At 44.8% G+C, this 25,800-nt stretch carries 30 protein-coding genes; 4 read left to right on the forward strand and 26 right to left on the reverse strand.

The annotated features are described in order from the left end of the window. Window positions 1–2: 2 nt before the first annotated feature. The 22 genes from ACE5CV_RS08835 to ACE5CV_RS08940 form a co-directional block, all read right to left on the reverse strand. A complete protein-coding gene (locus tag ACE5CV_RS08835; protein WP_374949804.1) occupies window positions 3–797 on the reverse strand; it encodes a DUF4138 domain-containing protein in 795 nt (264 codons plus the stop codon). Window positions 798–868: 71 nt separating this feature from the next. Beyond that, the gene (gene traM / locus ACE5CV_RS08840) at window positions 869–2,077 is read right to left on the reverse strand and encodes a conjugative transposon protein TraM (protein ID WP_374949805.1); all 1,209 of its coding nucleotides are present in this window, start codon (window positions 2,075–2,077) and stop codon (window positions 869–871) included. A gap of 5 nt (window positions 2,078–2,082) precedes the next feature. After that, window positions 2,083–2,496: a hypothetical protein gene (locus ACE5CV_RS08845; protein ID WP_374949806.1), complete on the reverse strand. Its 414-nt coding sequence runs from the start codon at window positions 2,494–2,496 to the stop codon at window positions 2,083–2,085. Beyond that, a complete protein-coding gene (gene traK, locus ACE5CV_RS08850; RefSeq protein WP_374949807.1) occupies window positions 2,474–3,088 on the reverse strand; it encodes a conjugative transposon protein TraK in 615 nt (204 codons plus the stop codon). The genes ACE5CV_RS08845 and traK overlap by 23 nt, the downstream gene beginning before the upstream one ends. Window positions 3,089–3,169: 81 nt before the next feature. Beyond that, entirely contained in the window at window positions 3,170–4,327 is a 1,158-nt protein-coding gene (locus tag ACE5CV_RS08855) for a plasmid transfer protein (RefSeq protein ID WP_374949808.1), read from the reverse strand. Next, a complete protein-coding gene (locus ACE5CV_RS08860; RefSeq protein WP_374949809.1) occupies window positions 4,324–5,106 on the reverse strand; it encodes a hypothetical protein in 783 nt (260 codons plus the stop codon). The genes ACE5CV_RS08855 and ACE5CV_RS08860 overlap by 4 nt, the downstream gene beginning before the upstream one ends. Window positions 5,107–5,163: 57 nt before the next feature. Continuing rightward, window positions 5,164–5,829 carry a hypothetical protein gene (locus ACE5CV_RS08865; protein ID WP_374949810.1) on the reverse strand — a complete coding sequence of 222 codons (666 nt, stop codon included), beginning with the start codon at window positions 5,827–5,829 and terminating at the stop codon, window positions 5,164–5,166. Then, window positions 5,826–6,491 carry a hypothetical protein gene (locus ACE5CV_RS08870; protein WP_374949811.1) on the reverse strand — a complete coding sequence of 222 codons (666 nt, stop codon included), beginning with the start codon at window positions 6,489–6,491 and terminating at the stop codon, window positions 5,826–5,828. Before ACE5CV_RS08870 ends, ACE5CV_RS08865 begins: the two co-directional genes overlap by 4 nt. Next, complete coding sequence (locus ACE5CV_RS08875; RefSeq protein WP_374949812.1) at window positions 6,488–7,024, reverse strand: MT-A70 family methyltransferase; 537 nt, start codon at window positions 7,022–7,024, stop codon at window positions 6,488–6,490. Before ACE5CV_RS08875 ends, ACE5CV_RS08870 begins: the two co-directional genes overlap by 4 nt. Continuing rightward, window positions 7,021–7,698, reverse strand: a complete 678-nt coding sequence (locus ACE5CV_RS08880) for a hypothetical protein (protein ID WP_374949813.1) — start codon at window positions 7,696–7,698, stop codon at window positions 7,021–7,023. The genes ACE5CV_RS08875 and ACE5CV_RS08880 overlap by 4 nt, the downstream gene beginning before the upstream one ends. After that, the gene (locus ACE5CV_RS08885; RefSeq protein WP_374949814.1) at window positions 7,695–10,118 is read right to left on the reverse strand and encodes a TraG family conjugative transposon ATPase; all 2,424 of its coding nucleotides are present in this window, start codon (window positions 10,116–10,118) and stop codon (window positions 7,695–7,697) included. Before ACE5CV_RS08885 ends, ACE5CV_RS08880 begins: the two co-directional genes overlap by 4 nt. Continuing rightward, window positions 10,096–10,383 carry a plasmid transfer protein gene (locus ACE5CV_RS08890; protein WP_374949815.1) on the reverse strand — a complete coding sequence of 96 codons (288 nt, stop codon included), beginning with the start codon at window positions 10,381–10,383 and terminating at the stop codon, window positions 10,096–10,098. The genes ACE5CV_RS08885 and ACE5CV_RS08890 overlap by 23 nt, the downstream gene beginning before the upstream one ends. 2 nt (window positions 10,384–10,385) lie before the next feature. Then, window positions 10,386–10,691, reverse strand: a complete 306-nt coding sequence (locus tag ACE5CV_RS08895) for a DUF4134 domain-containing protein (RefSeq protein WP_373011927.1) — start codon at window positions 10,689–10,691, stop codon at window positions 10,386–10,388. 226 nt (window positions 10,692–10,917) lie between these two features. Next, the gene (locus ACE5CV_RS08900; protein WP_374949816.1) at window positions 10,918–11,208 is read right to left on the reverse strand and encodes a DUF4134 family protein; all 291 of its coding nucleotides are present in this window, start codon (window positions 11,206–11,208) and stop codon (window positions 10,918–10,920) included. A 3-nt stretch (window positions 11,209–11,211) separates the two neighbouring features. Continuing rightward, complete coding sequence (locus ACE5CV_RS08905; protein ID WP_374949817.1) at window positions 11,212–11,496, reverse strand: hypothetical protein; 285 nt, start codon at window positions 11,494–11,496, stop codon at window positions 11,212–11,214. Then, entirely contained in the window at window positions 11,493–11,909 is a 417-nt protein-coding gene (locus ACE5CV_RS08910; RefSeq protein ID WP_374949818.1) for a hypothetical protein, read from the reverse strand. Before ACE5CV_RS08910 ends, ACE5CV_RS08905 begins: the two co-directional genes overlap by 4 nt. Beyond that, the gene (locus ACE5CV_RS08915; protein WP_374949819.1) at window positions 11,906–12,268 is read right to left on the reverse strand and encodes a hypothetical protein; all 363 of its coding nucleotides are present in this window, start codon (window positions 12,266–12,268) and stop codon (window positions 11,906–11,908) included. The genes ACE5CV_RS08910 and ACE5CV_RS08915 overlap by 4 nt, the downstream gene beginning before the upstream one ends. Then, window positions 12,256–12,882, reverse strand: a complete 627-nt coding sequence (locus ACE5CV_RS08920; protein WP_374949820.1) for a ParA family protein — start codon at window positions 12,880–12,882, stop codon at window positions 12,256–12,258. The genes ACE5CV_RS08915 and ACE5CV_RS08920 overlap by 13 nt, the downstream gene beginning before the upstream one ends. A 39-nt stretch (window positions 12,883–12,921) precedes the next feature. Next, window positions 12,922–13,914, reverse strand: coding sequence for a relaxase/mobilization nuclease domain-containing protein (locus ACE5CV_RS08925; RefSeq protein WP_374949821.1), 993 nt, complete (start codon window positions 13,912–13,914; stop codon window positions 12,922–12,924). Window positions 13,915–14,236: 322 nt separating this feature from the next. Continuing rightward, window positions 14,237–14,647 carry a plasmid mobilization relaxosome protein MobC gene (mobC, locus tag ACE5CV_RS08930; RefSeq protein WP_374949822.1) on the reverse strand — a complete coding sequence of 137 codons (411 nt, stop codon included), beginning with the start codon at window positions 14,645–14,647 and terminating at the stop codon, window positions 14,237–14,239. Window positions 14,648–15,163: 516 nt separating this feature from the next. Next, on the reverse strand, window positions 15,164–16,105 hold the full coding sequence (locus tag ACE5CV_RS08935) for a toprim domain-containing protein (protein ID WP_374949823.1): 942 nt from the start codon (window positions 16,103–16,105) through the stop codon (window positions 15,164–15,166). 470 nt (window positions 16,106–16,575) lie between these two features. Continuing rightward, the gene (locus tag ACE5CV_RS08940; protein ID WP_374949824.1) at window positions 16,576–16,812 is read right to left on the reverse strand and encodes a helix-turn-helix domain-containing protein; all 237 of its coding nucleotides are present in this window, start codon (window positions 16,810–16,812) and stop codon (window positions 16,576–16,578) included. 127 nt (window positions 16,813–16,939) lie between these two features. Here ACE5CV_RS08940 and ACE5CV_RS08945 point away from each other — a divergent pair, with 127 nt between their 5' ends. Further along, the gene (locus tag ACE5CV_RS08945; RefSeq protein WP_374949825.1) at window positions 16,940–17,170 is read left to right on the forward strand and encodes a hypothetical protein; all 231 of its coding nucleotides are present in this window, start codon (window positions 16,940–16,942) and stop codon (window positions 17,168–17,170) included. A gap of 5 nt (window positions 17,171–17,175) precedes the next feature. On the opposite strand, the gene ACE5CV_RS08950 is transcribed toward ACE5CV_RS08945, so the two are convergent. Both ACE5CV_RS08950 and ACE5CV_RS08955 read right to left on the reverse strand, forming a co-directional pair. Next, window positions 17,176–17,982 carry a hypothetical protein gene (locus ACE5CV_RS08950; RefSeq protein WP_374949826.1) on the reverse strand — a complete coding sequence of 269 codons (807 nt, stop codon included), beginning with the start codon at window positions 17,980–17,982 and terminating at the stop codon, window positions 17,176–17,178. Window positions 17,983–18,535: 553 nt separating this feature from the next. After that, the gene (locus ACE5CV_RS08955) at window positions 18,536–19,840 is read right to left on the reverse strand and encodes an aminotransferase class I/II-fold pyridoxal phosphate-dependent enzyme (protein ID WP_374949827.1); all 1,305 of its coding nucleotides are present in this window, start codon (window positions 19,838–19,840) and stop codon (window positions 18,536–18,538) included. Window positions 19,841–20,062: 222 nt separating this feature from the next. Between ACE5CV_RS08955 and ACE5CV_RS08960 the strand changes: the two genes are divergently transcribed. From ACE5CV_RS08960 to ACE5CV_RS08970, 3 genes are all read left to right on the forward strand, one after another. After that, a complete protein-coding gene (locus tag ACE5CV_RS08960; protein ID WP_374949828.1) occupies window positions 20,063–20,629 on the forward strand; it encodes a Crp/Fnr family transcriptional regulator in 567 nt (188 codons plus the stop codon). A gap of 152 nt (window positions 20,630–20,781) precedes the next feature. Beyond that, the gene (locus tag ACE5CV_RS08965; RefSeq protein WP_374949829.1) at window positions 20,782–21,216 is read left to right on the forward strand and encodes a MauE/DoxX family redox-associated membrane protein; all 435 of its coding nucleotides are present in this window, start codon (window positions 20,782–20,784) and stop codon (window positions 21,214–21,216) included. Window positions 21,217–21,356: 140 nt separating this feature from the next. After that, complete coding sequence (locus tag ACE5CV_RS08970; protein ID WP_374949830.1) at window positions 21,357–21,629, forward strand: hypothetical protein; 273 nt, start codon at window positions 21,357–21,359, stop codon at window positions 21,627–21,629. A 65-nt stretch (window positions 21,630–21,694) separates the two neighbouring features. On the opposite strand, the gene ACE5CV_RS08975 is transcribed toward ACE5CV_RS08970, so the two are convergent. Together ACE5CV_RS08975 and ACE5CV_RS08980 are read right to left on the reverse strand one after the other, a co-directional pair. Continuing rightward, window positions 21,695–23,050 carry a RagB/SusD family nutrient uptake outer membrane protein gene (locus tag ACE5CV_RS08975; protein ID WP_374949831.1) on the reverse strand — a complete coding sequence of 452 codons (1,356 nt, stop codon included), beginning with the start codon at window positions 23,048–23,050 and terminating at the stop codon, window positions 21,695–21,697. 11 nt (window positions 23,051–23,061) lie between these two features. After that, window positions 23,062–25,791, reverse strand: coding sequence for a SusC/RagA family TonB-linked outer membrane protein (locus tag ACE5CV_RS08980; RefSeq protein ID WP_374949832.1), 2,730 nt, complete (start codon window positions 25,789–25,791; stop codon window positions 23,062–23,064). Window positions 25,792–25,800 lie beyond the last annotated feature (9 nt).

A 25,800-nucleotide genomic window follows, 5' to 3' on the forward strand; every position in this document is an offset into this window, starting at 1 on the left:
GATTAGTTTGGGAGCGTATCCGCATCCAGTATGTCCTGATAGGAAATACTCAGGGTAACGATACGGCCGGAAACCTGCTTTTCGCTTAGCTCAGCATGCAGAACTTTATTGCCCGGAAAAGACATCTTTTTAAATACAAAGATATTCCTGTAATTTTTGGCAAATGCCGGCGGGCTTAACAGCACGAACACCGGTTTAACTTCAACGGACTGGTTATTGGCCGCTTTGGTGACCTTCTTATCATCCACTTTGAACCGGAAATCAGCAATGTCATATTTAAGGTTTGTTTTATTGTGATAGCTGATATCCAGAAAAATATAGTCACCAACCGTATATACATGGTTCAGCTGTCCTTTAATACCAAAGGCTTTTACCTTTTCCATACGTTTATCCGGGCTTTTGGCGATGAGGCTGAGGGCCAAACCTTTCAGTTGATTTTGGGACAGGCCGATTCCGGAAATGTCCAGCGGGTGCATGTCATCAGGAACGATATTGATCTCCGTAGGTACACCCGGAAGACCCGGTAACAGACGGTATTGTGCAATAAACTTTTCACCGGCAACCGTAACCACCGATCCGGAAAAGGACTTGAGTGAATCCCGTAGTTTTAGCCGCAATACGTTTTTAAGTGGAAGATCACCAATGAGGTCCTTGGTGGAAATATCCACATATTGTATAGGCTCCGGCGAGACAAAGTGTATGGTCAGGTTTTCCGGCAGGTAAACCACGGGTAGTTTTTCCTGGGCATAAAGGGATGGGGCGCATAGCACCAATAGATAGCATAAGATCTTTTTCATGTTTGTTATTTTTTATTATCGGTAAGTGGCAGTTTGAAGTGCTGCGCTTTAATAGAATTTTGTGAAGTGTTTTATTTCATTTTATCTGCATTCAATTGTGCTTCGCCGTTTTGAGCGTTTTGCAAAGCATCAGGGTCAATTAAATAGAGGTAGGAATTGTATTTAAGCTTTGCCTTGTTTTTTCGGATGAGGTCAGCTATGGCCGATGAGGTTGATTGAAAAACCTTACTCAGCGAGCTCATGATAAACTGGCTATTTCCCGAACTTCCATCTATGGTTACCCCTTGCATGGAATTGCTGCCCAGGTCTTTCGTAAAATCGCGAAATGCGGATGAGGGTACATACAGGCCCGGCAAACCGTCCATATCATAGATATCCAGCTTAACCGGAAGGATTTTCCCCTCGTATAAAATGGATGTAATGGTGAGCGTAACGCGCTGTTCGGTAAAACCATTGATCTGTGCGAAAAGGTAAGTGCCTTTTTTGATGAGGTTATTACCCGCCTTGATATCTTCCAATAATTTCAGTCGTAGGCGTGACCCTGCAAAACCGGTCATGTTTTCATCGATGACCGCGCTGATAAATGCCGGCTGCTTTTCGGGTAAAACGGTATTAAAATCCGTGGAGATCACGTCAGCTTTCGCAACCGAAAGTTTGATCTGGTTTTGCTTTGCCTTAGCGATCATATCAGCAGCCTGCTTTTTCTTTAGCTCCTCCTTGTAGGCAGGATCATTTTGCTTATTGATGCTATCCATAATGGCCATTTGCGCCCTGAAAACATCCATCGGGTCCTTTTCTTTGGCAACTGCAGTTATCGGATGTGAAGAATTGGCCTGTCTTCTGTTGATGGACTCAATCGCTTGGGCAACCTGCCGGTCCCCGGATAAGCTGGTTGTTGATTCCTGCCTGCTATTGGTATGATTCCCAGTGCCAAATTTTAATTTCATGGCTTGCCGGATGGAATCCAGCCTTTTCTTTTGCTGCTCCGAATAATCGTTGTTAAATGCAGGGTTGCTTGAGTTTTCGCGGGGGATCACGTTTACGGCTGTTAGGCCATCAGCCTCTTTATAGGTGCTGCGGTAAGCATCGAGTTTATCGGCTAATTGTTTTTTGCGCACATCAGCCGAAACCTGGCCGACAGATCCGTTTAGCCCTACGGTTTCTTTAACTTCCTCCTTTGGCTTGGAAAAACCACTTTGCCATACGTAAAAGAAAAGGCACAAAAAGGGCAATAGAATAAGTGGCAGCATATATTTGGGCTGCTTAAAATCAATTTTCATAAGTTTTACTTTAGTGATTGGTGAATTTTGGATAAGCGGGAAAGGGCACTATCCAATAAGGTGCTGTCCCTGGCAGAAAGCTGCCTTTTGGCCGTGAGGCTGTCCACCAGCTTTTTAAGGTTCATGGTCTCCCGGATATTTCCGGTGGCCTGTAAGATCTGGCTAAAGCCATCCTCCACCGGGTTGATTTTTTTAACTACCGTTACATTGGCTTTTTTGGGTTTTCGAAAGACAGTAAATGACAGCACAAAGGATAAAGCCAGAAGAAAGATCATGCATCCCCAAAAAAACTTTGGATAAGTGCTCGCGACCCGTTTAGCTGCGTTCCCGGCAATAGCGAAATAGCTGCCGAATTCTTTATGTATTTCGCTGTACAGTGTATCCCTGGGAACCCTGTTAGAATGTATTCTTTTCCACATCTTGCAAGTCTTTATTTTCAAGGGTTTTCCAGTTCAGGATCAATACACCGTGCGGGTTATTATCACTTCGGGGGATATCTTTCAGGTAGCCCTCGGTGATCAGGGAACGAACGACTGTTGAGCTTCTGCGGTCAATTTTGAGTTTACCGTAATAACGGAAATAGTGCCTGGGCATATCCACCGAGATGGAATCCGTTTGTAGCGTCAGTACCGAACTGGAAGAAAGGATCGAGTTAAAAAATCCATTCTCTTTGAGGTTATTATACTGCTGCATCCCAGATTCATCGACGAGATACATGGCCTTCTTCATTTGGTATTCCATGTAATTATCATCCGGCGTTAATGAAAAGAAAAGGGAATGAAAAAGGTCAACATCAGCTCTGTACTCGGCAGGGCGGTTCATTTGCACATCGGTTTGCCGTGCGAGGATCGGGATATTATTATCCAGGATATAGATGCTTTTTTGTGCATTGGAAACCATCTTATAAGCATAAAGGCAATTCATGCCGACGATGACCAGTGAGGTAAGCAGGCTGCCGGCCGCGATGAATGTCGCCAGCCTGATTTTGGCTTCAATATTTTTGATGATCATGATTATTGGCGTTAAATAAAAAAGGCCGGCCCGCAATTGCGGGTCAGCCTGACATTAAAGGGAAAAGGAGAACAAGAAGATTTAGAAGAAACTGCCGGTGGCTTTACGGGCCATACTCGCAACAGTTCCGGCACTACGGCCAAAAGTAGAGGTGGCCGAACTGATACCGGAGGTGGAGATGATCCACGTAGAGATGCTGGGTACGGTGAACATACATATTGCGCCGATCAGGAATACAATGATTACCGTTCCAAAAGAAAGGATACCATTTCCGGCAAACCATGCCATTTTTTCAAGATTGGCGCTCATCCCGTTTTCGCCGACCAACTCTTTGTATTTACTGATCTCGGAGGTCAATGCATATTCCTGCATGAGGCCGGTGAGGTACATGATCAGGTAGCCGATGCCACTGTAAAGGTTAACAGAAATAAAACGGGCAATCCAGGTGCTGAAGCTATCGCGAAACGCCGGCAGGATGCTTACGGCGACTGCAAAAGGGCCCAGAATGATAAGGATGGAGGAATAAATAATCTGTATCATAAAAATGATATAAACTGCCAGGCGCAAAATCCATATCCCCATCAATTCCAACAATTGCGTAAAGAGCAACTGCATTCCCACGGTGAGCCGGTTCTTTAATTCCAATAAAGGTGAAACCACGGTGCTGATACCTTCTTTTACCGTGCTGGTTATGGAATCCCATGCCTGCCCGTACCAGGTATCGCTTTCCTTTTCCGCCACTTCCGTTTGTGCCTGGTAAGTATAAAGCGAGTTGGCAACGGCCAGCATCAGGCTGGAGCGGTTTAACCTTAAGTTATTTACGATCGTCTGTTCACTGTTAAACATCTGCTCCGTTTGATTGGTTACCAAATCGGTTGGGAAGGCGATCATTTTAACGAATGGGCCCCACCATAAAATGACCATGGCCAAACCAAATGGCCGCATTAATGGCATGATCTCCAATTGCTTGTCACCAACCATCATTTCATAAGACTTGATCGCAAAAAAAATGATCATAAAAATAGCGGCAAGCGCTTTGGCGTCTGTAATAAACAGGTCGAAATGTGTCCATACGGAATCTTTCAGGCCTTTTAAAAACACCATGACACCGGCTTCGTAAACACCGTCCCCCTGCAGGAACTGCAAGGTTTTGGTGTTATCCGGATTGGGACTGGATTGAGCAAATAAAACTGAAATGCATAGACAGAGCAGAACAGTTAATAATATTTTCTTTTTCATTGCAGGTGTTGTAAAACTTGTTTAGCGATCTGGATATCCGTTTGCGGCGTCCAGTTGCTGACCGCCACCTGACCAGCTTGTAGCTTTTGCTGCTGGGCGGCCATATTGATAGTTGTTTGCGCGGATGAGGTACGGATGGCCCAGACGCCGGCGAGCCTGCGATATTCCATCAGGTAACGGTGGTAAGCCAGGATGCGGGCGCCACGATCCATAGTGGTTGAATGTGCGGCGTCGATCCGTTCCGTCAGCATATCCAGCTCGTTTTTGTACCAGCTATATAATCCTTCGGAAACCAATTTGGTGCTTACCTGTGGGGAAAGTCCCGCTAAAATTGTCGCCATTGAATTATTAAGCACTGGTTTCAGCTCATTTTTGTAGTACAACTGCCACAAGGGATCGGCATCTGAAGCAAGCCCGGTTTGATTGGCGATCTCGGATAAAGCCGTGTTCCGCACGGTATCAGATTGTAGTTTATATTTATTATCCGTGGTGTTCATGGCCCCTACCAATGCCAGCCGTTGGGTTTGCGGGCCGGACGCACTGAGCGGACGCAGATCCGTTTTATGGTAATTCGGATGAAATAATCCCCAGGTCAGCCAGTAATATGGGTTGAGGCTCAAAAAGCCGGCTTTGGGTTCAAATTTATTTTGATCCCATTGCAGGTAAACCATCCGTTCCTCCTGGTAGCGAACGGCCTTATCCTGCGCGGGCACCTGCCCGGAACAATGCTGTAAAAGCGATAGCAGTATGAATGGTAGTGATATTAAGAAGTTCTTCATGATTCTTTATGATTTTAAACAGTACTCAAGCAGTCATCCCGCATTACCGGGATGAGGTTATTGCTTTAAGTATTTTGCGTTTTGAATGATCTGATCAACGATCCTGGTATCCTGACTGATGAAATTGGCAAATGGATTTAAAGAGGCGATCACGCCCCGTTCCTTTGCCCAATACATGGCCTTCCAGGTTCCATAAGCCAGGCCATCCAATATTTGCAATTGGGTGATCACCTTGCGTAATAACTGGTCGCGGGAGTTATAGTCGGCGAGTACGTTATTGCCCTCTTTGAGGACATAACCCGAAACATCCGTTACCAAAGCCAGCGACCGCGTTCGCATTTCAGCGGCCATGTTCCCGGCAAAAACCAACAGATAGGGTTCGCTTCTTGCCATTGCCAATGCCTGGTTGATGTAACCGGTCATATCGGCAATGATCACCGCTATGTTTTTAACGGCAAGTCCATCCTTTAAAGCGGAATTAACATTGGAAAGCCCTTGATAGATCATGGTTTGGGCCAGTACAACGGAGCCGACATTGGTATTAAGGTCATTGATATTGTTATTGATCTTGCCGAGATACTGGTCATGGGTAACCTCTGCGCCACTTCGGACCGAAGCATTTTGAGAAACGGCAACAAGGTGCTGGTAGTCAATCACGTATTCCTGGGCGTGTACCCAATGAAAAAATAACAGCAGCAAGCCGGATATACATAGGTTTTTCATTTCAGGTATTTTGCGTTTTGAATAATTTCGAGGCCAATAGACTTATCGGCGTCAATGAAATTTTGAAACGGGTTTGCGGCCCTTAATAGGGAAGCGAGGCTGGAATACTGCATCATATTCAACATATTGCCTGATAGATCCTGGATATCGCTTAGTTCGGATATCACATAATCAAAGAGCATCTTCCGGTCTGCAGCTTTCATTTGATTAACATCGCCAAGCGTCAGGGTGAGCCCGGTTACGTAGGCAACCAGGCTCCGTGCCTGCGTGGTAAATTGCAGGGCAGATTGATAGCCGATGGCAATTAACGCCGGGTTTTGCTGAACTAAGCGGATAATCTGGGCCTGGTTGCTAATAATTCGGCTCACCATGGGTGTTGCATAAATACCGATGTCCGCAATGTTTATCGCTGTTCCGAGTGTATTATACCGCTGTTGTAAGGTGCGGTACATGTTTTTCGTTTTTGTCAATAAAGTCAGGTTGGCCTGTTCGTTGGCCGTTGCAAGCGCCTGTTGGTTCTTTGCCTTTACCTGTAGTTTATTTTCGGATTCAGATTCATCAACTAACTGGTGCAGGGCCGGAATGTCCAGTATTTTATGCTGAGCCATGGTTTTGGTGGTCATGGCTAACAGGCAAGCAATGACAAAAAATGATATTTTCATAAGTCAAGAATTTTCTTGGGGTTATAATGGATGGCTGTCCAACTGCTCCGGTCTACAAAACCGAAGATTTGCAGCTTACTGCTGAAAGGAAACAGGTTTTCGATGAGTTCATAGGCGTCAGTAGGTTTTTGTCCCTTCCGGGAGACCTGTCCTGTAAAGGGCGAGGTGATTGCATCGGGGAATTTGATGTCATTGGATTCCTGTGCGTCTTTTACATATAACATCAGGTATTCAAGCGTTTTACCGGAGACGCCACGTTTCCAGCGGGGCCGGTACCACAGGAGATATCCGGAATAGTGGTAGCCCAGGCTTTTCATATAGGAACGGCATTCCTCGGTGTACTTTCCTTTCGTCCATAAGAACAGGCAATGATCTTCCGTGGTCAAGTCTCTCAGGCACTCTGCGAGGAAATCAAAGATCCGGGCCGCTTTGAACGTGTTGAACGGAATATTATCTGTTAGCGATAGGTGTGACCTTCGGTATTTCCGGTATTGCTTCCAGGGCGGACAGGCCATAATTACTTTATGCTTCATTGCTTCAGGTATTTGGCATTAGTGAGTACATCATTGGCAATCCTGACATCCTGGTTCTGCCACTCCGACCACGGGTTAAGCGAGCGAAAAACACCGTTGATCTTTGCCCAGTACATGGCCCTGTCCATCCCATAGGCAATACCGCGCAGGATGCGCATTTCATCAGCGATATGATTCAGCATTTTACCACGTTCACCGGAATCCATCAGGTTATTTCCACCTTTAAGTACAAAGGCGCTGACATCTGCGGCAAGAATGGTTGCCCGCGTTTTAAAATCACGGGCACCCTGTTCGGCAAAAAGCAATAAAACCGGGTCGGATTTCGCCAGCATGACAGAGGACTCCACATCCTTAATAATGTCGTTGCCGCATTCAGCGATCTCTTTAATAGTAGTCAGGTTATTAATGACCGAGGCTACCTGGCTCAGCCCCTGATAGATCTTATTTTGCAGGTCATTGACAACCACTAATTGACCGGTTACAGCCAGCTGGCCTTTCTGGATAAGGTCAAGCTTGTTGTTGGTGGTATTCAGTTGCCCGTTGATCACGCCGGCATTAACTGCGATAGCAGCAGATACGGCAGGGTCAATCGTCAGGGTTTGGGCATGGGCATTGCAGATACCTAAGCCAAGTATAACGGCTGATATTGCAGTCTTAAATAGGTTAGTTTTCATGGTTGCTGTTTTTGGTTAACCTGTGATATGAAGGCAGGTAAAGATTTCCCGCTCTCTTTAAAATCACTGATAAAGGCATCAAGCCCATCAGGATAAGAACCGAATCGGCTGGTGTAGCTTTCCACGGCTGATTTTTCCGGTTTTTCTGTGGTATAAGTAAGGTATTGATGCAACGACACTTCTACACCATAAACCTCCCCGACAGCCCCGCGCCGGATATAGACTTCTTTAAACCGGTCTCGGTTTTTTGTATTGTCCAGCTGGTTAATGGTAAATATCTTCCGCCTTTCGCTTTCATTTATGGATAGCAAGGCGGCGATATCATTGTAATTATCCTTGAAATTGGTTTGGTCCAGCAGGCAAATGGTATCGGAATTATTGATGATACTGTCCTTTACTACCGCATTTCCAATGATGTCCCCAAGTTCCTGGGTAACCACTATGGCCTCGCCCCAGAATTTCCGGACAGTTTTATAGAGGTACAGGAGGTAGCCTGCCATAAGCGGGCTGGCGATGGCCTTCCATGCTTCTTCGACCACCAAAGCTTTGCGCCTGTTCGACCGGTACCGCATTTTCTGGATGAAGACATCCATAATCGATAACGTGACGAGTGGAAAGAGGGTCTTGTTCTCCTTGATCGAATCGATTTCATATACAATGAATCGCTCGGTAAAAAGTGATTTATCGGTATCCTCATTCAGCAACCGGGGAAACTCGCCGCCTTTGTAAAACTTTTTAAGGACATATTTAAACTCGTCAAAATCAAACACGATTTTTTCTTCAGTCTTGATTTCCGGTACCTTTGTTAAGGCAAACTCATAAAAGGTATTGAAGTTTAAATCGCCATTTTCTGTAAAGCACTGACTATAATAAGCTGATATTACGTTGGCGATCACATCGCGTTCCACCGGGCTTAAAGTTCCTTCGGCACCCTTCCAGGTTACCCCGATCAGGGTACAAAGGAAATCCTTCTTTTCTATGTTATATTCCGCTTCGGTAATTCGGAAGGGGTTCATGGTTATTGGGTTCTTATCTGAATAGGTGATATATTTCCCCTTATAATAGGAACACAGGCCTGAATAAGAGTGGCCGGTATCCACGATGACCATATCCATGTTATAGAGCATGTATTGCTCTATCAGGGCATTCATAAAAAAACTTTTACCGGAACCGCTCGGCCCAAGTACAAATTTGTTGCGGTTGTTGATGCGGCCCGTACGCATGGGCAGATCGGCCGGGTCCATGCCTACGGGAATACCCTGCCTGTCAGTAAACCTTAAAAGGAAATCAGAAGGTTCATCCCTCGGCAGTGATTCTTTAAAGAAGAAGCAAATGGCTGCATCGCAGGTCGTAAGAAACCAATCATATTCCTTTAACTCTACGGTATTTCCCGGCAGCGCAGTGCGGAATAGTTCCATCTGGTTATAGGCATTTTTACTGGGGATGATCCCTAATTGAAAAAGGGAGCTTTCAATAAAATTGACCGCCTTTTGGACGGCGGTAACCGGTGCTGCCACCAGGAAATTAAAATGGCAATTGACGAGCAGCTGACTTTCGCGGGCTACATCATTCAGCAGGAGATCGATATCCTCTACGCATAATTGATTTGCAGGGTCGGGAATCCCGGCGTGCCTTTTCTTTTTCTGCTCCAGTTTCCGAAGCGTTACCACCTGGTTTGGTATTTCGATGACCTGGTTAAAAACGATCACATCCACACCGGGCACCTTGAATAAGAATGACATGAAATCGACGGGAAACCCGCGCATGCTTTCCTTATCGTTTAATTCAATATGAGAGGATACATCGGGCGGCAGATCAATGCTGTCGATATTGACCAGGCTGATACAGCGGACCGATCTGTCGCCCATCCTGATCTCAGTTTCAGATGGGGCAAGATTATCAAGGACAATATTGGGGCTGCCAAAGTCCATGCTCAGCACCTGTAAGACCAACTGGTTTAATTGCCCCTCGTTAAGCGCATTGGCTGATGGCAGCACATCCAGTACTTTGCCGATGGCCTGCCTGAAGTCCCGCAGTACTCGGCCATCATAAACATAAAACGCGCCTTTTTTTACCTGGCGCGTGATGGTTAAATAAGTGGCGACCTGCATACATTCCCGCCCGTTAAAATGAGCGTTATACTGTTTTTGCAGGTATTCCGTGGCAGGCGGGCCTTTATAAGGGAATCGGCTGATGATATCCTGCTTTTGTAGCAGGTAACCATCGCCTAAAATTTTGACGACATTAATAAGCAGGTGGTGAAATTCCTCGTAACCTGCCGGATAAGCGGAGTAACGTATTACCGGGTTTACTAATTGGATGACAACGGAACATTCACCGTTGAGGCCGATAAGTAAATCGTATTCGCCATCTTTATCCACTCCCGCATAGGGAATGTTAAATAAGGTTTTTACGGCCATAATGATTAAGGATGTAAATGTTTGAGGTACGGCTTTTGGAATGAAGGCCGCCTTTTTGTTTGCTGGCAGTAAAGAGCAGTCCGCCGACAACAAATCCGATCAGTACCATGGCGCCGAGCCACATATTGACCAGTGACATGGTTAAAGCCCCAAAAACAAGCCCGGTCAGCAGGGAGGCGATTCCCCAATAAATGAACTTGCCTTTGAAGCCCTTGAATATAAGGGGCCGTTGCAGCCCCTTATAAACAGGATACTTCCTGGCCATGATTACAAGCCAAAGAAAGCTTTGATCACCAAAGCAGACACAACGAGAAAGACACAACTGCCTCCCCAGCCCATCAACTCTTTGTTGATGTCTTGATCGCCCGAGTTCCACTTGGAGTAGACACGGATGGCACCAACGATACCAACGATACCGCCGATCACCAAAGTAATATTGGTAACGGGGGCTACGTAAGTTTTCAGGGTTGTTGTTGCAGTGTTCAGTCCGTTAACGCCGCTTTGTGCGAACACGGGAATGGACAGGGCCAGCAATACGGCTGAGGCCCATAACTTTTTTGTTTTTGAGAACATTTAAATGGAGAAAAAATAAAGGCGGAGATCTTTTAGAGCCAGCGTGGAAGCAGGCCGGTTATGCTAAAAGAGCGTTCAGATCACGAACAACGCCCCGATTATTTCACCCAGGAAGATGGCAGCATAAAGGCTGCAGATTAAATCCAAGAAGGATTTAAAATTGAAGAATTAAGGACAGGAATCTTTTAGTGCTTCGTGGGATGAAGCATTTGGAAAAAACAGGCAATCAGATTCCGAACAATGCCCGCAAAAAAGGACCCGACAGGATCATAAAGAAAGCTGCAAAAAACCAGGCGGCAACGGCCGAATCTATCCGATCCTTACCCATCTGCCAGTTATGGTAAATTCTGAGCCCGCCTAACAGGCCGAATAAACAGGCGAGGACTAAACAAAAATCAACGGCAGAAAAAAAGGATGATGATAGGTCTTGTTTAGCCTGCTGCATCTCGGCGATGCCGGGTTGAGCGAATGCCGCTGCATTGAAAAAACAGCAACATGCCAACAGGAAAAATTTCATTCATTAGAAGCTAACGGATTTGATGTACTCGACCGATTCCTCTCGGGCGAGATTGAAAAGCTGTTTAAGGCTCACACCACCAGAAAAAGCAATAGAAGATTCCTTACCGGAACCTGTTATTTCTTCCACAAGTGATTTCACAGGGAGGATATCCTCGACAAAAGTAAGTTCATGTTTATCAATGGCGGTTCCACCGCGGTTTGTACGCAGAAAATCCCAGCATATCAGGGCTGCGTAATAGCTGGTATAGATGCCAAGCACCCAAAGAGTGAATTTAATCCAGGTCATAGTGTTGTATTTTGTAAGTATTGTTTAATGATGTTTTTGAGTTCGGGATTGGACTCAAACAGGTATTTAACCGCGAATGCGACAAATTTGGTAATATCAGTACCCGTAGCCATTTTAAACTTATTCAGCAGATCCACTGTCTGTGGATCAAACCGAACGTGCACCATTTGGGTATGGTTACTGTTATCATAGGCGTACAGCGATCTGGCTACCGTATTATGTTTGAGAACCGTACCTGTCCCACTTTTTTTTTCTATAGCCGGTTCAACAGGGGAAGGCTGATCACTTGCAGGCAGCTCTTCGTTCGGTTTCGCCGCCGGTTGCTTTTGTCGGCTGTGATCACAAAGGAGGACTATGGTGTAATAGGCAGCATAGGTACAAAACAATCCGAGTAAAAATTTCAATCGTGTCATAAGTATGATTTTTGAATAAATTGTTTAATGATCGTTTTTAATTCGGGGTGCGCCCCGATAAACTGCCTGACGGCATAGGCAACGAATTTGGTAGCGTCTACACCAGTTGCTATTTTAAACTGGTTCAGGAAATCTACCGTTTGCTGATCAAACCGAAAATGTACCATTGTTTTATGGTCGCTATTATCGTATTCGGTCAGCACCTGATGTATTGGCGCACCCTCCGTATTTTTCTTGTGCTGCTTTTCAGTTTTGACAGCTTTTTTCCCGGTACTGTTCGGTTTACTGCTTTCTTGTTTTGCACCGGGCTTAACCATTTGCTCACGCAACTGGTCGGCTAATGATTTCATTTTTTCCATAGGCGATCAGCAAATATGTCTTCAAAAACAGGGGTGATAATCCCATAGAGGGACAGCGGTGTCTGGAAGGTGGTAATCCTTTGAAAATCGATCCGGTCCGGAATAGGCGTGGTGATCTTGCCGAATTTGGAAAGCTGTTCGTTCACCTCGCTCATAATCTCAAACTTTACATTTGCTTTGATGCGGTTTGGAATAAACACCACCTCTACATTGGGATTAACCTTTTTTAGGACGACTGAGAAAAGCACTGTTGACTCAAAGGTGAACTCATCATAAGCAAAGGGGCAGATGACCAGATCAGCGGATTTAAAAACCGGTATCAGGCCGTCATCGTCCAGCTTGCCGGGCAGATCTATTAAAATTGCGTCCTTTTTATTTTTCGTCAGAACAGGAATTAAAGGGGGAAAGCTTTCCAGGTTGGCCGGTAACACATCATACGGCTCCTCGTTTTCCAATACTTTTGCCTTTTCAAATTTCTGAGATATGGATTGTTGATAGTCCATATCGATAATAGTAACCGGCCAGTCTTTAGCCAGGCTCAGGTAGTTTCCTGATAAAACAGTGAGCGTACTTTTTCCTACGCCGCCTTTTTGGTTGCCGAATAAACAAATCATAAGTTTTCAATGGAGTAATAATTTTAATGGTCTAACCGCTTAACGTGTATTAGTCCGGGCCTTCTTTTGTCTCCGGCGCTTCATGCCAAGCACTTGCTGATCGTCTACATCGCCAGCAATCATAATAGGCTGGATGTGAATCGGCTCCGGGGAATATTCAGAATAATAGGTTATGACATTCTCGTTTAAATAATCATGCAGGTCAATTGTAGGCGGATGATTTAATTGTTCGATGTTAATTTTCTCGTCCAACAACATTTTAAGAGGGAGTATTTCACTGCCTTTAAAAACCTGTTTGGTACTATGGTCGATGACCGTATAGCCGTAGGGCGTTTTTCCTTCAGATGAGTGAAATACAAGATCAATCCCATAAAGCGATTTCATCTGCCCGACAAAGTCAGTGTTACTTTTGTGATTAATAAACAATGCTTTGAGGTCCGCTATTCTTGCTTTGTCGGGCTTATAGGTTTGTATGCGCTTTTGAAGTTTTTGCTCGTCCAGGTAGTCCCGGCCAAGAAAGCCCTGATTTTCCAGGATCAGATAGAATTGAGCTTTAGTACTGAACCGGTATTGCATTGCAAAGTCGTAGCCCAGTACCTTGTTGATATTCCGGACAGCCCGTATCTGTTCGTAATCCCGGTCGATCTGTTTTCCGTCCTTACCCACGCGCGAACTGACTAGATGAACGTGGTTATTATCTGTGTCTTTATGAAAGACAATAAGATATGGCTGGTCACCGTATTTCATTTCTTTCATCCACATGACCGCGACTTTTGTGAGTTCCTGTTTATTGTAATTACTGCCGGCAGCCGAAATGACGGCATGGAACTGCGTATTTTTGATGCCTTTATTTTGTGCTGAAACCATCAGCAGATAGTTTACCAGGTCCTGAGGGCGTGGATTATGGAGTGCCTGGGTTGCGCCAAAGTTGGCGATCAGCATCAGCTCGCCTGTATTCCGATCAACTTTATTTGTGTTGTACTTAACACCGGCAAATGTCCTGGAAGGTTTTTCAAGAATGTGCGCTATCATGGATTATGGTACAATAAAAATCTACCTACCGATCCTCTTACCTGCCAATCAGCAGATCGTTAGAGTTATTAATCAGGGAATCCTGGTAGCGGGTGATCCCGATAGCTACCGATCCGCATCTACTTAGATCGACTAATCCAATAATCCAGGAATCTAAAAATCTACCGATCTCCTAATCACCAAATCTTGCGATCAAGCGATCTCACGAGCAGGTAATCTTACAATCTCCTAATCTGCTAATCCACCGATCTCATGATCTGCTAATACTGCGATCTCCCTATCAATCAAGTCAACAATTCTTTTACCGTTGGGATGGCAAGGGTCAAAGGCCCATTGCCCTGATTATTTGCCGAAGTGAAACCTCAAATTTCTGCTGAATGTGGATGTACTCGTCAAACAGTTGATTGAATTGGGTAATGATCTCCGGATCTAATGCACCTTGCAATCTAAGTGTGTTCGCATGTTTGGCCAACTGGTTAATATTATTACCAATCCGGGCCATTTCGGCACCGGCGCTATCAATATATTTGATAAGCTCCCTGGAATTGATTACGATTTTCTTCGCATCGGATAAAATACGCATCCTGATCAGGTCTGCTTTAGAAAGGGCCAGTGCTTTTTCAAGATCAGCTATTTCCTTGTACTCTTCTTCTGTAAACCTTACGTTAATGAACTTAGTTCGATTCCCCCCCTTTAATTTCGGTCGCCCATTAAGCTTCTTTAAGTCAGCCATAGAAAAAACGAGTTGCGAAGTTTTTTTATCTCCTCCCTGGAAGGGCAAGAGACTTTTTGTGAAACAAAAAGACATCTTGCCGTTGCAAAAGCAACGGAAATCCTGATTATCAATTCGGGGTTTTACCCGTTAAAAAAGAAGTTTAGTGGCAGCTCCGCCACTATCCGCTTCCTGGCAATTTTACGAAATCTAAGGGTTTCACCTTTTGATGAAAGGCACCGTCATCTTTCTCTATACCGATAAATTTTCTGGCCTCCCGAATAGCGGCTATCAAAAAAATAACCCAACCGCAAGCATTGTCCAGCACCACGGCTCCTGGTATGGTAAATGTGCGGATGAGATATCAGCCAAGATCAACCGGCTTTTGTGTCGGGTGAAAAGGGTCTTGTTTCTTCACGCTCACAGCTCTTGCATAAAACCAATTGTCGGGTTCTTCCTCGTCAAAAAACAAAATATCGACCGGATAACGATTCCCAAGGCTAACGGCCTGAGAAGGAGTATACCATTGCCACAGGCCTACCTTACAAAGGGAACCCGGACATTAGCAAAGAAATTCGTTTTAGTTTCCTGCTCCGGTGCGACAGTTTTTAACTGCGCTTTCAGCTTATCATTATAATCATTAAAGCTTTCGTAAACTGCTGACCGGTCAGTCGCGTAGGGTAAAGCTTTTATAAAATCCCTGCTGGCTGCTTTTCCCGCCTTATCACGGTCAAAGTAAATGTCCAGTGAGGAATAGGCCTTTGCCTTATTGATGGCTTGGTGCAGTAAGGTTAAGGTATTCAAAACGATGATGGTGTGGTCGGCTTCTGGGTTATCATATCGCCAGCTCAAAAAGTCAAGGAAGCCTTCAAATAAAGCTGCTTTTTTTGGATGCCCGGGAATCATGGTAATTCCTTTGTGCCCCATACAGCCTTTAAAATAACGGTTACGGACCTCCCAGGAATTATGCTCGTTAAGCCAACCGGCAGCGAAATAGTGTTTGCGGACATCGTTTTCATCCTCTACAAAGTAGTAGACTTCACTGAGATAAAATTTGGCGACATCAAATACGCCCCGGCTTTTCAGGTAATCAGTAATGGCCGGGTGGGCACCTAATGGCCTTACCTTTTCAACAACATGCTGGACCTTTACTGGTTTTCGTGGCCGCTGGACCCTGGGTTCCGCCATTTCGATGGCGCAAACGTCCTGGATCTTCTTTACAACTTCGTTAAAGCCTAAATGCTTCCAATACGCTAGTCCGAAATCAATAATATTCCCCCCTTTACCAGCGCCATGGTCGAACCACACACCGAGATCATCATTCACACTAAAGGAAGGGTTAGTATCATTATCCCGAAGCATACTGAAATACATTTTCTCGCGACCGCGTTTAGGGACGGGCTGATACCCCAACCGGCTTAAAAGGTCTACCAGAGAGGCCTGTTCTTTCAGCTCCCTGGCGTTTAATAATTTATTCATAAATAAAGGATTTGAGTTAAACAGTAGCCGGTTAACGGCAAAAAATAAAAAGCAGCGCATTAAAGAATTACAGCGCAGTAGCTATCGTAAGCTAAGTGTACCGGCAGCGGGTATCGAACCCATAATTTCGGTTCTGCCGGTATATATTATTCGGGATTACTCACGTCAGATCCTACGATCCGGGCTATTCACCTGCCTTCGCGCTTTCAGATATTGCGGCTTTACGCTCACCTTCGCGAAATTTCCGGCTTCCCGCCGGATAATGCTTTATCCCCCAATGTCAAATAACGCTAGTTTTGATAATCAGCCGGGCTGATTGATCGATTACCGATGTGGTAAACATGGTAGCAAAGCAAGCGGATATGAGTATGCACAACCAGTGAAAGGGGGTGAAACAAAGTTTTCACCCCCTGTGTCAGGCAGTAATTTACAAATCGGTAAGATATTTTAATTAGCTGATAAATAGGGCATTACTTCAGTTCATCGGCATCCATCAATTCGGCCAAAGATATTTCGAGACCTTTACATAATGCTGATAAAGTACTGATGGAGGCATCAGTCTGGCCCAACTCAACATAAGATACCTGGCGGTAATCAATGTCCGATAATTCGGCAAGTCTTTCCATAGATAGCTTTTTTTGCAGTCTTAGGTTTCTGACCCTTTGGCCAAGTGCGTTAATAAGGTGTTGGTTACGGACGTTCTTCACGCAGCGAATGTGCGATACTAATACGTAGTTTAGTATGAAGTATATTTCATATCCATGTTTTTTGTTTTTAGGTTTGTATCTTAATCCTCAATTTTGATATATTCAAACTGTAAATTAATTTCCAACCATGGTAAAAGCAAGTAAGCTTAATTGTTCCTTTTCAACTCTTGGGGTAGGGAATCAATTTGTTCAGCAAGCAGAGCGGCTGGGATTACACAATCTTGGGGATATGATGAAAGTGAATCTCGTAAAACTTAAAAAACACAAGGAATTCACTTTTATGTGGTACGCTGACATGCTTGATTTGCTCAAGGAACAAGGTTTGCTTAGACAGTTCCAGGAAAACCAGCTATCGTGATCAGATCAGTTATAGTTCGATAAGTTAAAATTAGAGTTTAGCCAATTTAACATACCGATAAGTTGCCCTTTCATTTTTTGGGCAGTCGAAAATTCCACATCTGTTGACTTTTTTTGAAGACTGTCCGCGGACATAAATAGTGTATGGGGTGTAAAGAAATGCTGCGCAAAAAAGCTGAATAGATCGCCGACATTTTCCTTTGGTAATAGCCCTTTTTCGATTTGCATCCTGATAAAAAGCCCAAATTGAGGAACCGGCAAGTTCATTAAAAACCGAATACCGGCTTTCGCTTTTTCCTTATCCATGATAGCTTCTCTTCTGACACGCAGCAGGCTCTTTACATAAACATTCTTTTCCGTAAGAAAATGATTCAAGTCTTTATAGAGCCCCGATGAAGGTCCCGGCATTTTTAAGCCCTTTTTTATATGTAAATTATATAACAGGTCTTTTTCCGTGATCAGCATTTCCTGCTGCTCATGAAGGCCGGGTATTTCAAACAAATGATTGCGCCAGTAATTAACACAATAATGAAAAAATTCAGGAAGGTTGAAATCGTTGATTATTAATATATCCATCAGATGCCGGGTGTTTAATTCCTTTTCATTTAAAATAAGATTAGATAAATTAATGAGGTAATCCTGGTCAATAGGTCGTATGTTCCTTTGAAGCATGAGCTGATTAAGCCCGGCTAATACGACTTCCTTAAACTCCTCATCAATATTGGTAAGGTAAAGATATTCGGTTACTGACTTTATTTTTTGTTTTAGCCCCATTTTTACCTGCGCAAGGCTATAATTTGAAATCTTTACCAAGACCCTAATCTTATCGAAAGATGTGGCAAGTAGGGCAATCACTTCTTCGAAAGCGTTTAAGGTAAAAACGTAATTTGATCTGATCTGAATTGCCTGGGGATGGCTTTTCCAAAGCGGATAAAGCTTGGTAAGGTAACTGTTAATCGTATTACTTAAATCAACAATTTGATTTATATAGGTAACGATCAGCAATTTGTTCGCCTTGCTTTTCGGATCAGGAAAGGAACTTGAGGAGTACCGTATTGCGGTAATTTCTTTTTTTAAAAAGTCTTGCCATTTTTCAAACTCTAAATTTGAAAATTGGTGTTCAGCGAATTTTTGCGGATTTAACGAATCGCTCACAAAAAGCTGAAGCTGATTTGATAATAAATTCATAGTTGACTTCGGATAGATTTTTCATTAGTATAAATACTTGTGGGGCGGGTCCATTTGCTTAGTTTGAAATAAATAAGGTTTAATGACTAATAATGTAGGATTGTTTTCTGTTGTATGTTCTAAGGTAATTTTTATTGGGCTGATGATTTGGTAACATCTCACATGCAGAACGAACAAATTACTTAGGAACCTCAGAAAATCTATTAGAGATAGACAATTGTTTGTCCACCTCGTCAAAAGCATGCAGCACTTTGTCCAAATGCTCTCTCGTATGGGTGGCCATTACGTTCATTCTAATCCTTGCATTTTTTTTGGAAACGGCTGGGTACATAATCGGATTCGTGTAAACACCTAACTTTAATAATAAGCGACCCGCTTCCAGTGTCTTCATAATATCACCCACCTTGACAGGTATTACAGCCGACGCGGTGGTTCCGACATCAAATCCCAAATTGATCAGCCCATTTTTAAGATATTCTATATTATCCCAAAGGCGCATTTTCCATTGCGGCTCTTCGTCAATGAGATCAATGGCTTTAAGAATGCCCATTACTGCAGGTGTCGCAGTTGTAGAAAACAGGTGCTGTTTAGATTGGTATTTCAAATAGGTTATGATTTCAGGGCTTGCGATAACGTAGCCGCCAATATTTCCCAGTGCCTTACTAAAAGTGCCGGTAATGATGTCGACCTGATCAAACGCATTGTGTAATTCAATAACGCCTCTGCCGGTTTCTCCAACTACGCCGATGCCGTGCGCATCATCAACGACCAAGTAAGCCCCATAACGATGGGTTATCTCTGCTATTTTAGCAATAGGTGCGACGTCGCCGTCCTGGCTATAGACGCCATCAATAATCACCATTATAGTCCTGTAATTGTTCTGGGCATGTTTGAGCACATGTTCCAACATAATTAAATCGTTATGGAGGAAGGTTTTTACCGTTGTGGTTAATACCCCTTCATAAACACTGGCGTGAACATTCATATCCAGAATAGCCAGGTCATTCACTGATGGGTCTTTATTACGGTCATCTTTGTGCAGGAGGCATTGAAGCGTAGCACTATTGGCAGTATAACCGGTTGTATATAAAATGGCATCTGTTCGCTTATAGAATGCTGCAATTTTCTTTTCAAGCCGTTGATGATAGACAAAATGCCCTCCGATTGCGGGTGATGCGCCCGAGCCGGTCCCAAACTGTTCTACACCTTTTATGACTGCTGCTTTCACTAAGGGATGCTGGCTAAACCCGAGGTAATCATTAGAAACCAAACATACACACCAGGTTGGGTGTGTATCGCCTGGCAATAACAGGTTCATTTCTGGGCCAACCGGTGATAACGATTCTATCCTATAATTGAGATGCCCGTTGTCTTTTAAAAAATTAAGGTAAGTTTCAAACTCCTTAGCGGTTGTGTAAATGTTTTGAACCGGTATATTTTCAAAATCCTTAAAGCTTGCCTTTTCAAAATTATCTCTCTTCATATGTTTAAACTATTGATGCAGAGCTAAAAATAAGTCTCATAAAACGTAAAAGCTGGGACATGCGCATTTTTTTTATGCTTCAGTTAACCAATAGGAAATATATTTCCATGTCCCACTTTTTAACGTTTCGACGATATATTTTTGCAACCTTTCTTTCAAAAGCCCATTTAACGCGCTAATGATATGATTTTATGAGAAGTTGAACCGTAAATCGTCTGTAATATGAATACAGAAAAACTAATAAAATTTATTTATGCTCATGCTGAGCTTTCGCCGGAGTTAATGACCGACCTGGAAAGCAGGCTGAAAGAGGAATATTACAAAACGCACCAGATCCTGCATGCAGCCGGACAACTGGAAAACCGCATTTATTTCTTAGAAAAAGGGCTAATTCGGAATTACTATTATGATCACCATGGCAATGAGCATACAGTACGATTTTGGGAGGCAAATGATATACTTTTCTCTTACCAGGGATACTATGCCGTGCCATCGTATTTCTATACAGAAATAATTGAAGCATCTACCTTAATTACCTTAAGTTATACGTCATTGCATGAACTGAATGCGAAATATCCTCCAATATCGAGTCTGATTAAAAATCTCCTGTTGCGTTTTCAAAAGGAAGAATATGAAATACAAAAACTAATAGCCTTGCCTCCGGAAGAAAGATTCATTACGCTTCGCACGAAAAGACCAAACCTTTTTAAAAAAGTGCCGGCAAGAATCATAGCCTCATATCTCCATCTCACGAGGGAAACCCTAACCCGATACATTGCGCGTAACTGAATTGCAATAAAACGACTTTCTATTGTGATCGTAATCACATTTGAAAATGAAAATCTCATTCAAAACAGCAAGAAATCAACTTGTAAATAGCGATTTAAATCACATGGGCAAACTTCTCATCTCCGTAATTTTACTAAGCATTTACCTGACACATGAAAAGGAAAACCGTCATTGATATTATTTCATTTTTACTTATCCTGTTATTCATTTATACAGCGATGAGCAAGATTTTAAATTTTAATCAATTTAAAGGCCAGATGTATAATCAAACTTTGTCACATGGCTTAGCTACCCTTTTAATCTGGACGCTTCCAGGAATCGAGATTTTAACAGGACTACTATTACTATTTGAAAAAACCAAGCCGTACGGTTTTTACATCTCCATTTTACTTATGACGGTGTTTACTGGCTATATTATATTGGTGCTTTTAAATTACTTCGGCCGAGTACCATGTTCCTGTGGCGGGGTCATCAAAGCCATGGGATGGAAATTACATCTCCTATTCAATCTCTTTTTCTTGCTGTTAAGTACCTGCGCGATATTCATCATAAACAGAGAAAGGAGGCTTGTTGGCAAAGAGAAATAGCTTAGAAACGCTTTCACAAGCGGCGGTGCCGCATACGAAACCACGGGAGGAGCCGAAAACCCGATAATAGAGTAGGCAGCAATAATTTAAAAACCAAAGTTTTTCCGGATGTTTTTTGATGTAATAAAGCGTCCTTCAAAATGAAAAAATATCTTTTAGGCGCAACCGCTATCGTATTAGCAATAGGCGCAAGTGCTTTTACCACTAATAACGCGAACACTTTGTATAAATTTAACGGCAATTCATCAACCATGCACGATGCTTCTGCATACCAAGTGGTTACTACTCCGCCGGCCGGCTGCGGCGGTTCCGCATTGCCTTGTTACGTTTCCATAACTGGGGACCTGCAAAGCTGGCTGGATGCCCGGACTGACGCACAAATAGTTGCGGACGCCCCTGCCAGAAAGAACTAGCAGAATTTTCTGTTGAGCAAAAAGGGGACCGAATGGTCCCCTTTTTTGCTGCTTTATAAGCTATTTTATCGCGGGTTTTGTTGTAAGCCAGATAAATTAATAAGGTCTTCGGGCAGAGCAATAGCGTAACGAAGATCATTGGGCTGTAGCGTGTAAAGTTTTCCGCCGATAGACTTGGTCAGCATGATATTTGCACCTTCCTGGTTCAGCCGTTTCAGGTCAAGCCAGCGCAACCCGCGCATCAGCAATTCTTTCCTGCGCTCCGCTAAAATGATTTTTAAAGCTGTATCCTTATCCGGTGCGGTAATTGGCACATATTTGCCGGTAACCCATCTCTTGACAAGCAAAAGATTCAAGTCATCCAGCGCCTCGTTGACCTGGCCGGTCCGAGCGCTGGCTTCCGCTCTTATCAGGTAAATTTCGTCTGTGGCAATGCCGCCAAACAGACTGCTGCCACCTTCGTAACTGCCGCGAAAGGCAAAGCTTTTGTCTGCGTTTAATTTAAAGAAAAGGGTTTTACGCAGATCGTCGTTCGCGTAACTGCGGTATAAATTCGTGTCGATCCGCGCCCGTGTATTGCTGATGGGTTGGAGCGCGGGCATGAGGCTTTCGAAAACCACTTCAACATTGGTTTTTATGACCGGGTAGGTCGCCGTCGTGTTCAGGGTATTGAAGTCCAGTAGTTCAGGTGTCAGCTGAAGGCAGGAATCCGCATAGGCCCTGGCCTTCGCAAACTGATGCAGATACAGGTAGGTACTGGCCAGCATTCCGTAGGCCGCAGGCCTGGACGCCCGGTAAACTGCAAGGGGTTTTACCGGTAACAAGGCAGCTGCCTGTTTCAGGTCGGAAATAATCTTGTCAAACGTTTCCTTATTACTGGATCTGACAGACGGCGCATTGAAATCGGAATTCAGCCGCAGAACAATACCGGCGTCCCGGGTCGCAGTGCTTTCATCGTAAGCCGGGGCAAACAGCACGGCTAACTGAAAAAAAGCTTTAGCACGGATAAATAAAGCCTGCCCCTGAACATTTTTTAAATCAGTATTGGTTTGATCAGCGGCTTTAGCCATGGTCTCCAGCACCGTATTGCAGGAAAATACGTTGCGATAAGGATAAAACCAGTCGTTGTTGTTATCATTGGCATATACAAAGTCCTTTTGCCAGGTATACAATCTTCGGTAGTTTTCCTGCGAAAGCGCCATAAAGGTGGCATCGGTCAGATAGTAATCGTCAGAACTGACCTCACCACCTGAAGGGTCATTATTATTGATGACGGAATAGTTATCCAATAGCGCCTGTGCATCTGCAACCGACGAGGGGACCTGCAGCTTGGCATCCGGTTTTTCATCGAGGTATTTATTACATCCGCTTGCGATCGCGCCCAGGGCGCAAATAAAAAGTAGTTGATAAGTTTTTAACATGATAATGGTATTTAAAAATTAATTCTCAGGCCCAGTGCATAGGTCTTTGGCTGCGGGATCGCGTTAACGGAAGCATACTCCGGGTCGATGCCATGTTTATTCGCCCGCCATAGAATGCCGAGGTTATTCGCGTTAAGATACACCTGCATGCTTTTGAACGGCATGGCATGCCAGTTTTCCCTGAACAGCGTCCAGGTCGCGGTCACATATTGCAGCCGGATATGGTCTGCCTTGTCGATCAGGTCTGCCGAGGAATTATAAAAAACATCCCGGTTGCTGTCCAATGGGTAAACCGCCGAGGGTACAATGGTCGTGCTTTCATCACCGGGCTTCTGCCAGCGCAAGGCATAATCGGAATGTCCGCTGCCCGCTTCATAAAGGCTCCGGTAACTGATGGATGGCCGCCTGAAATAGTACCCGAATTTATAAGCGATCCTTGCGCTGAGCGACCATTGTTTCCAGCTGACCGTATTGCCTAATGATCCGTAACTGGTTGGCAGCGCAGAGCCTTCAAAGATCAGGGAGGTATAGTCACTGACCAGGATGGCGCTGTAATCCTTGCTTGGTACCCCATTTAGATATCCGCGTGGATCGCCGTTTTCTGGGTCCAGCCCCGCGGAACGAAAGCCAAACAGGGAATAAACCGGCTTGCCGACCACGCTGGAAATACCGCCGCCAACCAGGCTGACACTTTGCGGGGATGGCAGGTAATATTTGGTTACCTTATCTTTATAATAAGAATAATTCAGGTCGGTCGTCCATTTGACCGCCCCGGTGGTATTGACGCTGTGCAGGGCGATATCCATCCCGTTACCGGTCATCGAGGCCTCGTTTTTAACGATGGTTGCGCCGACACCGGAAGTGTAATCGATCTGCGTCCGGCCATAAAGGTCCCTGCCGTTTTTACGGAAGTATTCGATACTGCCGCTGATGCGGTTATTGTTCAAAGCGAAATCTAATCCAATGTTGGTGATGCCCGCCGTTTCCCATTTCAGGTCCGGGTTGGCATAATTGGCGAAATTCGCGTAAGGGCTTTGGGTATAAGGGGAATTTTCCTGGTAAAGAATGGTGGTAACCGCTGTCCTGCCCTGATCAACATTACCGCTGAAACCGTAGGTGGCCCTTAGCTTTAAGGCCGAGAGCCAGTCCGCTTTGATGAACGTTTCTTTGAGAATATTCCAACTCAGGCCTGCCGACCAGAGCGGGGTCCAGCGGTCATTGGTGCGTACTCCGAAAAGGTTCGATGCGTCCCTGCGGCCGCTGGCGGATACCGTGTATTTCCCGTCATAGGTATAGGCCGCATTGGCATAGACCGACTCGTAGCGGTTGTCCGTTGACGAAATATCTTGCTGGTTTTGGATGTTAAAAGGATAGCCGCTGGTATACAGTGTGTAAGTGGTAAGGTAATCGACCGAGCCAAAGGTGAGATTGTCCGGATTGTAGCCGAAAAAGCGGTTACTGTGGCCTTCATTCCGGATGTTCCTCACCTCTGCACCGGCAATGATATTCAGTTCGCTTTTCCCCCAGGAATTCGCGTAGTTGAGCTGGCCGCGGGCATTATGCGATTGCAGCAGCTGATCCGAAAAATCAAGAATGTCGCCTTTCGGTATGGCATAGCTCAAGGCGCCGGCGGCCGGATCAACCTGGGTAAAGATATTAATCAGTTCGCGCGTGGAGTAACTCCCGATGTCCATTAGATTGCGCCCGTTGCTTTGCTGCCGTTCGTATTGGTATTTCAGGTCGGCGGTCAGTCCTTTGATCAGCCTGACATTTAACCCGGCATTGGCGATCAGGTTTTGCGTACCCAGCGAATTATGGATATGCCGGTAATCCTGCAAGGGGTAATAAAGCGGGTCAAGGATCTTGGAGTTGGCCGGGCTTGCCGCCCAGGAGGTGCTGTAATCTTTTGCGATAGGCAGGGCGTTGCCCTGCCTATCGGCAAACTGCGCGTATGGATAAAGCCCGCCGCTGTATTGCACGATGCTGCCATAGCCGGGCCGGCCGGTCGCGGTTTTGCTTTGGGTATAATAAAGCCCGCCGCTTAAATTGATACGGTCGTTGATTCTAACCGAATTCTGGTAGCGCAGGTTCAGGCGGTTATAACCGGCGGCCAGATTACTGATATCCTTGTCGAAGCCCCCGGACAGTGACCAGGCGTTGCTCGCCGATCCCCCGCGGATATTCAGGGCATACTGCTGGTTGACCGATGGACGGTACAGGTATTTGTCAAAATCATTGCGCACATCGAGCGCGCGGAAGCTGTTGATCCTGGAATCGGCATCTGCCTGAGTGATCCGACCATTGCGTGCGGCATTCAAGAGTTCGACAACCGGTGTCTGCGCCACATAGGGAGAATAGTTGAGGTAGTCATCGTAAAAACCGTTTGCAAACAGGGAACGCTCTACATCGATGAAATCGGACGAAGACATCTGTTTGATATAGTATAGGTCCGGCTTTTCGCCGATAGTGACATTGCTATTTAGTTCTATGGACAAGGGCTGGTTAAAACGACCTTTCTTGGTTGTGATAACAATAACACCGTTGCCTGCTCTTGATCCCCAGATTGACGCGGCTGCGGCATCTTTCAGAACGGTAATGCTTTCCACATCATTGGGGTTGATGTTGTTAGGATCTCCTTCATAAGGAAAGTTATCGAGCACAATCAGCGGTTGTGAAGGACCGTTAATGGTACTTAAGCCGCGGATCAGGATGCGTCCGGCCTTAGAGGTGGAACGATCTATCGTAACGCC

The organism is Mucilaginibacter sp. (assembly GCF_964263795.1).
Taxonomy (GTDB): Bacteria; Bacteroidota; Bacteroidia; order Sphingobacteriales; family Sphingobacteriaceae; genus Mucilaginibacter.